The following is a 10,702-nucleotide window of genomic DNA, read 5'->3' as shown; positions in this document are numbered from 1 at the left end:
TCGCACGGTAGAGCTCCTGCAGGTCGTGCCAGATGATGCCCATGGACCAGCCGTCGCAGACCGCATGGTGGAACACGGTCACCAGCACCCAGTGGTCCGGGCCGAGCCGGGCCAGCCGGAAGCGGAACAGTGGTGCGCGGTCCATCGCGAAGCCGCGCGAGGCGTGGTCCTGGCACCAGCGCTCGACGAAGGCCGGGTCCTCGGCGTGTGCGGTGAGGTCGCTGACCGGCAGGTCCACGGGCACCTCGGCCAACACCTCGACGAGATACCGGCCGTCGCGCCGTACCGCCCTGCTGCGCAGCGCGTGATGACGGTCCACCACACCTGCCAGGGCCTGCTCCAAGGCCTCGGGATCCAGCTCGCCGCGCAGGTCGATGCGGTGGGCGACGTTGTAGACGCCGGGATCGGCCCGCTCGTGGTGCCGGCGCCACACCCTGCGCAGCGTGGAGGTCATCGGCACGGTGTCCACCACCGGACCCGGCGGAGAGTCGGCGGTCTCCTTCGCGATGGCAGAGATATCGGGGATCTCGGAGATCTCGGAGGAGACGGGGTCGGGCCGTTCGCAGCGTGCCGCGATGCCCCGGATGGTCGGATCGCGGAAGAAGTCGGCCATGGACACCGTGACGTCCAGCTGCTCCGCCATCCGGTGCAGCAGCCTCATCGCGCTCAGCGAGTCGCCGCCGAGCTCGAAGAAGGACCAGGTCACCGGCGCCCCGGCCACGTCCAGTTCGTCGCACCACAGTTCGTGCAGGGTCTTCTCCAGCCGGGTGGCGGGTTCCGCGTCCGGCGCCCCTGACCGGTCGTCGGGTGCGGGCTCGGGCAGCCGGTCCCGGTCCAGCTTGCCGGAGGCGTTCACCGGGAGCCGTTCCAGGAGCACCCAACGGCCGGGCACGAGATGGCCGGGGAGCTCCGCGGCGAGCGCCGCGCGCAGCCGGCGCGGGTCGTCCGCCGGGGTCTCGGGGACCACATAGGCGACGAGTCCGGCCTCGCCGTGCCGGTCGCGGCGGGGCACGACGGCTACGTCGCGCACGCCGGGAAGCGCCGCCAACGCCCCCTGGATCTCGGCCGGTTCGACCCGGTGGCCGCGGATCTTTACCTGGTCGTCGGCGCGGCCGCAGTACTGGAGGGAGCCGTCCGTGCGCCAGCGCCCGAGGTCCCCGGTCGCGTACAGGACCGCTCCCGCCCCGTCGTCGAGGAAGGCCGCGGCCGTCTCGGCGGGCCGTGCGTGGTACCCGTACGCGACCGGTACGCCGCCCACGTGGATCTCGCCGACGGAGCCCGAAGGCACGTCCCGTCCGGCGCCGTCCAGCAGCAGGATCCGCGCGCCCGGCACCGGGGTGCCGATCGGCGGCCACTCCTCGCCGCCCGGGTCGACGCGGTGGGAGGTGACGATGACGGAGGTCTCCGTGGGCCCGTACTGGTTGTACAGAGCGCAGTCGGGGTGTGCGGTGAGGAATTCGCGGAACTGCGCGGTGAGCTGCAGCGCCTCGCCCGCCGAGAACAGCTCGCGCAGGGACGGCAGTTCGGGGCCGGTCTCGATCAGGTACTTCAGCGGGGTGCACGGCATGAACATCCGCTGCACCTCGTGGCGGCGCACCAAGTCCGCGACGGCCGCGGGGTCCTGCCGCACCTCGTCCCGGATCAGGACGAGCGCCGCTCCGGCGGCCAGCGTGGTGAAGATCTCCTGCACGCTGACGTCGAAGGCGGGCGAGGTCCACTGCAGGGTACGCAGCGCGGGATGCCGCGCCACATGCCCGCGTACGAGATTGACCGGCCCCCGGTGGGGCACGACCACTCCCTTGGGGTGGCCGGTCGATCCCGAGGTGTAGATGCAGTACGCGGGGTCCTCGGGGCGCGCCCCGTCGTCCAGGGGGCCTGCCGCGAGGCTGTCGTCCACCTCGTCCACGTCATCCACCAACTGCACGGCCGGCCGTGCCGCGAGGTCCGGATGATGTTCGAGGGCGGCGCGGGAGGTCAGCAGCAGCACCGGGGCGCCGTCGTCGAGGAGCGTGGCGAGCCGCGGGGTGGGCACCGACGGGTCGAGGGGCAGATACGCGGCGCCACTCTTGAGCACCCCCAGGAGGGCGGTGATCAGTTCCGGCCCGCGGGGCAGCAGCACGGCCACCCGCTCCCCGCGCACCGCACCCCGGGTACGCAGCCGTCGGGCGAGCCGGCCCGCACGCGTGTCCAACTCCCGGTAGCTCAGCCGTTCTTCGGCGTCCACCAGCGCGACGGCGTCCGGCGTCCGGCGCGCCTGCCGCTCGAACAGCCCGTGCAGCGTGTCCTCGACGTCCGGCAGCGGCTCGTCCCGGTGTCCCAGCCGGGCCAGGGCCGTCCGGTCGGCGTCGGTGACCGCGGTCAGTTCGCCGAGCGGCGCGCCGGGCATGTCGAGGGCGCGGCGCAGCGTCTGCTCCACGTAGTCCACGAACCGCCGCACGGTGCTCTCGTCGAACAGCACCGTGTCGTACTCGACCATGAACCGCAGGCCGTCGCGGTGGTGCGTGAGATAGACGCTGAGGTCGAACGGGGCGCGTGCGCTCGGCATGTCCAGCAGCGTGGCCGCCAGCCGGGGCGGGGCGAAGCCCACCTCGCCCTCGTTCTCGTACTCCACCATCACCTGGAAGAGCGGATTGCGGCCGGGATCGCGGTGCGGGTTCAGCGCGCCGACCAGCTCGTCGAAGGGGACGTCGAGGTGTTCGTACGCCGTGGTGCTCTTCTCCCGCACCCGGCGCAGCAGTGTCGGGAAGTCCGGGTCGCCGGTGAGGTCCAGGCGCAGGGCGACGGTGTCGAGGAAGAGGCCGACCTGGTGTTCGGCGCCGGCCGGGCGGGCGGCGACCGCGGTGCCGAGCACCACGTCCCGCTGTCCGCTGAACCGGCCGAGCACCGCGCCGATGGCACTGGTCAGCGTCATGAAGAGGGTGGCGCGGTGCTCGGCGGCGAACGTCCGCAGCCTGCCGACGAGTTCGGCGTCCAGTGCGTGGGTGAGGCCCGCTCCCGCGCCCGACCTGACGGGCGGCCGGGGGCGGTCGGTGGGCAGCGAGAGCTCCGGGGCGCCGCTCAGCTCACGCCGCCAGAACTCAAGGGATTCGGCGGGCCCTTCGGGGTCCGGCCGGTCGGCCGGGGGTGTCTCGGTGAGGTTCTCAGTGAGGTCCGGCAGTACGGGCTCACCGTGCGGCCAGGAGCGGTAGTACGCGGCGAGGTCGCGGACCAGCACCACCGTGGAGGAGGAGTCGAAGACGATGTGGTGGGCCAGCAGGAAGAGCAGGTGCCGCTCCTCCGACAGCCGCAGCAGCCTCGCCGAGACCAGCGGGCCGGTGCTCAGGTCGAGGATCCGGCGCCCCTCGGTCTCCAGCGCCGAGCGCAGCGCCTGCTCCTCGGTCGCCCCGCTGTGGTCGTCGACCGGGAGTTCCAGCCGCGTGCGGTCGCGTATCTCCTGGTACGGCACTCCGTCGGCGTCCCGGAACACCGTGCGCAGCGCCGGGTGCCGGTCCGCGACCCGCTGCAACGCCCAGCGCAGCGCCGGTACGTCGAGCGGGCCGTCAAGCCGGACGGCCTTGGGCTCGTGGTACATGCTGGTGCCCGGATGCAGCTGCTCCAGGAACCAGATGCGGCGCTGCGCGGACGACAGCGGCAGCCGCTCAGGACCTCCTTCGGGCCCCTTCTCCTTCTCCAGCGCTCGCGCCGTCTTCCCCTGCGGCTCGCTCTGCCGCTCGTCCGACTGCTCGCTCTGCTGCTCGCGGTGGCGTACCCGGTCGAGCACGGGCAGGGCCGCCAGGACCTGCTGGGCCGGGACGCCGAAGTCGATGAAACAGGCGATCTCGTCGGCTCCGGCGTCCACCAGCCGGCGTACCGTCCCGGCGGTGCTGTGCTCGTCGCCGATCAGGGCGCGGGAGTCGCAGTACCGCTCGTAGGCACGTCCGAGCAGGAACTCGATGTCATCCTCAGGCGTGTTGTCGAGGTCGACATCGAAGCCGAGGCTGTTGGTGACCTGGTCGAAGAGGGACAGCGAGGAGCGCAGATAGGACATGAACGGCCGGTACGCCTCGGCCCGGGCGCGTTCCGCGTCCTCGCCGAGGTAGGTGTGCACGAGCACCACGACGCGTCCCGCCGCTGGGTCGAGACCGTGCTCGGCGCGGGTGCGGCGGTACAGGGCGATGTTCTCGGCCAGTTGCTCGACGGTCTGCGTCATCAGGTTGGTGACCACGCCCAGGCCCTCGGCCGCCGCCCGCCGGTAGCTGTCCGGGTTGCCCACCACGGCCACGTACATGGGCAGTTGCTCCTGTACGGGACGCGGGTGCAGGCGGATCTCCACGGGTTCGCCGTCGCCCGCGGTCGTCGCCAGCGGCTGCCCCGACCACAACTGTCGTACGGTCGCCAGCTGCTCGTACATCACCTCGCGGTGCCGGCCGAAGTGCTGCGGGGCGAGTGCGAAGTCGGTGGCGTGCCAGCCGCTCGCGAAGCACAGGCCCGCCCGGCCGCCGGAGATGTTGTCGACGACCGACCACTCCTCGGCGACCCGGACCGGGTGGTGCAGCGGCAGCACGACCGAACCCGCGTGCAGCCGGACCCGGCTGGTGCGGGCCGCGAGCGCGGCGGCGAGCACGGAGGGGTTGGGAAAGAGGGCTCCGAAGGAGTCGAAGTGCCGCTCCGGGAACCACAGGGCGTGGAATCCGTGCCGGTCGGCGAACTCCGCGGCCTCCATGATCAGCGCGTACTTGTTCTGGTCGGTGTCGTCGGGGTAGTCGCCGAAGAAGTACAGGCTGAAGTCGCAGCCGGTCGCCGGCGCCGGTGGAGCGTGCACCGCGGGGGCGGGCACCGGTACGGGTTCGGGCTGCGCCGGAGCCTGGGGCGGGGCAGGGGCAGGGGCAGGGGCAGGGACGGTGGCAGCGGCCGGGGCGGCGGCGGGAGTATGCCGGGGAGTGACGGCGGGAGCCGGGACCGGGGCGGCGACGGGCGGCGCGGCGGCGGGCCCTGCCGTCGTGGCCGCCAGCACGTCGAGCTGGCGGGAGATCACCCCGGTGACCTGGTCGACGAGGTGCTCCGCCAGCCTCAGCTGCTGTCCGAACAGGTCGTGGAGCTCGGTGGAGCCCTGGGGTGCCGGGGCCGGAGCCGGAGCCGGGGCCGGAGCCGGGGCCGGGGCCTGTGCCGGAGCGGGTGCCTGTGCCGGAGCGGGGACGGGTGCCGGAGCCGGGACGGGTGCCGGAGCGGGTGCCAGGGCGGGTTCGGGACGTGGCTGCGGTGCGGCGGCTGGCGGGTCCGCCGCCGCGCGCGGCTCGGCAACCGGGCGTGGCTCGGCGGCCGGGCGTGGCTCGGCGGCCGGGGCCGTTGCCGTGTCGCCTCGCAGCCGCGCCAGGTGTTCGGCGAGTCTGCGAGGGGTGTCGGCCGAGTCGAACAGCTCCCGGACCGGGATGCGCACGCCGTACCGCTGCCCCAGTTCCGTCGTCATGCCGATCAGGGAGAGCGAGTCCGCGCCCAGTTCGAAGAACGAGCTGTCGGGTGCCACGTCCGACGCCTCGCTGCCGAGCTTGCGGGCCGTCAACTCCCGTATGTCTTCCAGTAGTTCGTTCGGCACCATGGGCTCTTCCGGGGTGACGGGGGCGATGGGTTCCGGGGAAGGCTCGGGGGCCTGTACCGGTGGTGCGGCCGGGCGTGCCACCGGGCCGCGCCGCAGCGGATGCCCCGGCAACGGCACCCTGCCGCCGCCGGTGGTGATCGCGGGCCAGTCCAGCTCGGCGCCCCCGGCGTACAGCGAGCCCAGGGCCGACAGGAGACCGCCCACCTGGTCGGCTCGCGTGCCCCGGCCCTGCCCGCCGAGCCAGCGGCTCCGGGGGGCGCAGTGCCTGCCGAGGCCGGTGAGGACCTCCCCGGCGCCGATCTCCACGAAGTCCTCGCAGCCCTGCTCCAGAGCGGCGGCCACGGCCAGGTCGAAGCGGACGGGCTGCCGCGCCTGGCGGCAGAGGTAGTCCGCGTCGACGGTCCAGCCCGCGGGTCGCGGCACACCGTCGGTCGCCGTCACCAGGGGGACGCGCAGCGGTGCGTACGCCACCCGTTCGGCGTGGGCACGGAATTCGCCCAGCGCCGGTTCGACCGCGGCCGAGTGGAAGGCCCGGTCGACGGGTAGCACCCGCCGGCGCAGGCCTTCCTGGTCGAGCAGCCGGACCGCTTCCTCGATGGCCTCCCGCGAGCCGGAGATGACCTGGGCGTTCGGCCCGTTGACCGCGGCCAGTCCTGCCCCGGCGGCCTCCGCGATGCGCCGCGCGGCCGCCTGGCCGGCGCGGACGGCGAGCATGCCACCGGGCGGGCAGGCCCGGTGCATCAGCCGCCCGCGCCACGCGGTGAGCCGCACACCGTCCGCCAGCGTCAGGGCACCGCCCGCGCAGAGGGCCGCGTACTCGCCGACGCTGTGCCCGAACAGCAGCGCGGGGCGGATTCCGGCCACGCGCCACACCTCGGTGAGCGCCGACTGGTGGGCGAACAGGGCGACTTGGGCCGTCTCGGTGGGCCAGACCTCGCTCCCGGCGGCGGACTCCGCCGGTCCGTCCAGCCCGTCCGGTCCATCCGGTCCATCCGGTCCGTCCGGCTCGTCCAGCAGCAGCGGGAGCAGGGTGCCGCCGAACTCGTCGGCGTAGATCTCCTCGCACCGGTCGAGGATGCGCCGGGCCGCGGGAAAGGCCGCGTAGAGGCCGCTCGCCATGCCGCGGCGTGCGCTGCCCTGTCCGGCGAAGGCGAACGCGAGCGGCCCGGGCGGGCGACCGGGCGGCGCGGGCCGCTCTTCCAGTGCGCGGGCGAGCTCCGCGGCCGTCCGGCCGACGGCCGCGGTCCGCGCCGCGCGGTGCGGTCTGCCGAGCGCCAGGGTGGTTGCGACGTCCGCGGCCGCGGGCTCCGGCAGCTCCCGCAGCCGGTCGCGGAGCCGGTCGGCGAGTTCGTCCAGTGCCTGCGGGTCGCGGGCCGACACCGGTACGAGTACGGGCAGTTCGGGTGCGGCCGCCGGAGGCACCGGGGGGGCCTCCTCCAGCACCACATGGGCGTTGGTGCCGCCGACGCCGAGGGCGCTGACCCCGGCCCGGCGCGGCCGGCCGTCCGGCACCGACCACGGCCGCAGCTCGGCCGCCAGCGTCAACGGTCCGCCTGTCAGGCGGAGTTCGGGGTTGGGGCGGGTCAGGTGCAGCGTCGGCACGAGTGTGCGGTGGCGCAGCATGAGGACCGTCTTGATCAGCCCGGCCATGCCGGCGCAGGAGTCGAGATGGCCGATGTTCGGCTTCACCGAGCCGACGGTGCAGAAGCCCGTGCGCCCGGTGCCCTCGCCGAGAGCCCGGCCGAGGGCTTCGAGTTCCACCGGGTCGCCGAGCCGGGTACCGGTGCCGTGTGCTTCCACGTACGAGATGGTGTCCGCGGGGACGGCCGCCCTGCGCAGCGCCTGGCGTACCACCTCGACCTGTCCCGTGACCCCGGGGGCGCTGAAGCCGACCTTGCCCGCGCCGTCGTTGTTGACCGCGGAGCCCAGGATCACCGCGTGCACGGTGTCGCCGTCGGCCAGCGCCCGGTCGAGCCGCTTGAGCAGGACGGCGGCCACGCCGTTGCCGCCCACGGTGCCGTCGGCGTCCGCGTCGAAGGCACGAAGGCGTCCGGTGGGCGACAGGATCGACCCGGGATGGCTGCGGTAGCCGGTCCCCTGAGGGAGGTGCACGGCCGCGGCACCGGCCAGCGCCAGGTCCGCGTCGCCGCTCAGCAGCGCCTGGGCCGCGAGGTGCACGGCGACCAGCGAGGTGGAGCAGGCCGTCTGCACGCCGATGGCGGGGCCGGTGAGCCCGAGCCGGTAGGCGACCCTGGAGGCGAGGAAGTCGGGCTGCCGGCCGACGGCCGTCTGCATGCCGGTGGCGGGGTCCGCCGGGTCGTGGGCCCCGTACGGCGAACCGCCCGCGGGCTGCTGCTGGTGGTCGTAGAGGTTCATGCCGGAACCCGCGAAGACGCCGGTCCTGGTGCCCGGTTGGGGCGCCGCGTATCCGCCGTCCTCAAGGGCCTGGTGGCAGCACTCGAGAAACAGCCGGTGCGCGGGATGCGTGAGCTGGGCCTCCTTGGGGCTCATCCCGAAGAAGTCCGCGTCGAACTCCTCGGCCCCGTCGAGGATTCCGGCGACGGGTACGAGGCCGGGAGCGCGCAGCTCTTCGGGGGACAGGCCCGCCGCCGCGAGTTCTTGTTCGCCGAAGCCCCGGATGCTGTCCACGCCGTCACGCAGATTGGCCCAGAACTCCTCCGCCGAGTCCGCGCCCGGGAAGCGCAGGGACAGTCCGATGACCGCGATACGGCGGTCCGTCGCGTCCGGCGAGGAGGAGCCGGTGTCCACCTGTTCTACCGGTTCCACCTGCGCCGCGGCGCCGTCGGCCCCGTGCTCCGCGAACACGGCGGTGGCGGACAGATGCGCCCCGAGCGCGGCGGCTGTCGGATGCTCGAAGAACACGGTCTGAGCGATCTCCGTCCCGAGCCGCTCCACCAGACGGGTCCGCAGCCGGACCAGGAGCACGGAGTTCAACCCGAGCTCGTAGAACGGCAGGTGCGCGTCGACCGGCCGCCCCAGCACCACACCGATCTCCTCCCGCACCACCTGCGTCACGGCGTCGGAATCCGGGGCGGGGCGCGGGGCGGGGGCGGGGGCGGGGCGCGAAGCCGGACCCGAGGCAGGGGCCGGGCCTGAGGCAGGGGCGGAGGCGGGGTCCGGACGCGGGACGGAGGCTGGACGCGGAGCCGAAGCCGGGGCAGGACCCGAGGCGGGGGCCGGACGCGGAGCCGGGGCCGGGGCGAGGGCAGGACCCGAGGCGGGGGCGGGGCGCGAGGCGGGGGCGGGGCGCGGAGCCGCACGCAGGGCCGGAGCAGGACCCGAGGCAGGGGCCGTGTCGAAATCGCCGTTGGTCAGGCGGTCTCGGAGTTCGGTTCGGCGTACCTTGCCGGCGGGCGTCCTCGGGAACTCGTTTCGCGGGACCGGGAGGACGTGGGCCGCGGTGAGCCGGAGTCGGGTGAACAGTGCCGCCTTCACCTCGGCGGCGATCCGGGTGTCCTCGGCGGCGCCGTGGCTCACGAAGAACACGGCCAGTTCCTCGGTTCCCCGGTCCGGGTGCGGGATGCCGCAGGCGGCCACCTCACCTTGCCGGACACCGGCGACGGCGGTGGCGGCCTCCTCGGCCTCGTGGCAGTAGACGTTGTGCCCGTTGAGGATGATCAGGTCCTTGCGGCGGCCGGTGATCACGACCTGGTCGCCGTCGAGGAACGCCAGGTCACCGGTGTCCAGCCAGTCCCGTCCGGCGGGGAAGGCCGCCGCGTCCGCCTCGGGGTTGTTCACATAGCCGGGCGTGAGGCGGGCGGGCGAGTTCACCTGAAGCAGGCCGATCCTGCCCTCGGGCGCCGGTTCTCCCTGGTCGTCGACGATGCGCAGGGTGACGCCGTGCGCGGGCGAGCCGACCGCGACGAAGGTGACGCAGTCGTCCTCCGGCGTCTGTTCGCCGGCCCGCACCAGGTCGCCGCCCAGGCTGCTCTTGAGCAGCCGGTGCACGGTGCCCGGCCGGTCGAGCCGGCCGTAGGTGACGGCCGTGACCGTCTCGGCCATCCCCCAGGCCGGAGCGATGTGCCCGTCCCGGATCCCGTACGCGGCCGTCGCGTCGAGGAAGCGGCGCATCACCGGCAGCGTGATCTGCTCGCCCCCGCAGACCAGGGACTTGACGCCGCCGAGGTCCCAGTGGCCCGCCGGCCGCTCGGCGAGCGCGTCCGCGACGAGCTGGTAGGCGAAGGTGGGCGCCCAGCCGTGCTGCGCCCGGTGTTCGTGGAGGAGGTCGAGCCAGCGCAGGGGTTCGGCCAGGATCAGCTCGGTCGGTGCGTGGACGTTGGTGCAGCCGGTGAAGACGGCGAGCAGGTGGTAGATCAGGAAGGCCCCGCTGTGGTCGACCGGCAGCCAGTTCACCATGGTGTCGTCCGGGCGCACGTCCAGAATCCGCCGGGTGCTCGCGGCGAAGTCCGCCAGCCCGGCGTGGGTCAGCTGCGCGGCCTTGGGCACGCCCGTGCTGCCGGAGGACAGCATCAGCAGCGCGACGTCGGACCCTCTTGGTTCGACCGGTTCGACGTGGCCGTCCGCGGGCGGCCGGTTCAGGCAGTCCCCCGCGACCGCGACACGGAGCCCGGGCGCGGCTTCGGCCAGGGCCGCCGCACCGGCCGCGTCGCTGAGCACCAGCGGGCGGTCCAGCAACGCGCAGGCGTGCCGGAGGCGTTCCAGGGCCGGAGAGCCCGGTACGGGAGGTTCCGCGATGGCCACGGGCCGGACGCCACCGAGGACGCAGGCCCAGAAGGCGGGGAAGAACTCGTCAAGCGGCAGTCCGCACAGCACCAGGGAATCACCCGGCCGCACCCCGCGCTCCCGCAGTCCGGCGAGCAATCGGCGGGCCCGCGACAGCAGTTCGGGATACGACTGCCTGGTCACGGAGCCGTCCGGGCCAAGCGTGACGACGGCCGCACCGGAGTCGGACTCCGCGGCACGCAGCAGCGCCCGCACAGCGTGCGGCGCGTCCTCCTCGGTGAATTCCGGCTCGGCTCCCCGGCATAGAGCCTGTCCCCGTACACGTGCCATGCGTGCTCTCCCCGTGCTCTCCCCGTGCGCTTTCCGTGCGCCTTCCTGGTGTGTGAACGTCACCGTGCCTCGGCGGGCTCTGACGAACAGCGG

General features: G+C 73.9%; 1 protein-coding gene. It reads right to left on the bottom strand.

The window, feature by feature from the left end; all coding sequences use genetic code 11:
* Window positions 1-10,609 (bottom strand): amino acid adenylation domain-containing protein (locus AB0I18_RS35975; protein ID WP_363109888.1); only part of this gene is annotated, 10,609 nt, incomplete at its 3' end.
* Window positions 10,610-10,702: the final 93 nt, after the last annotated feature.

Source organism: Streptomyces sp. NPDC050704, assembly GCF_040654355.1.
Lineage (GTDB): Bacteria > Actinomycetota > Actinomycetes > Streptomycetales > Streptomycetaceae > Streptomyces.
The sequence above is the reverse complement of the archived record's forward strand: the minus strand, read 5'-3'. Positions and strand labels throughout refer to the sequence as shown.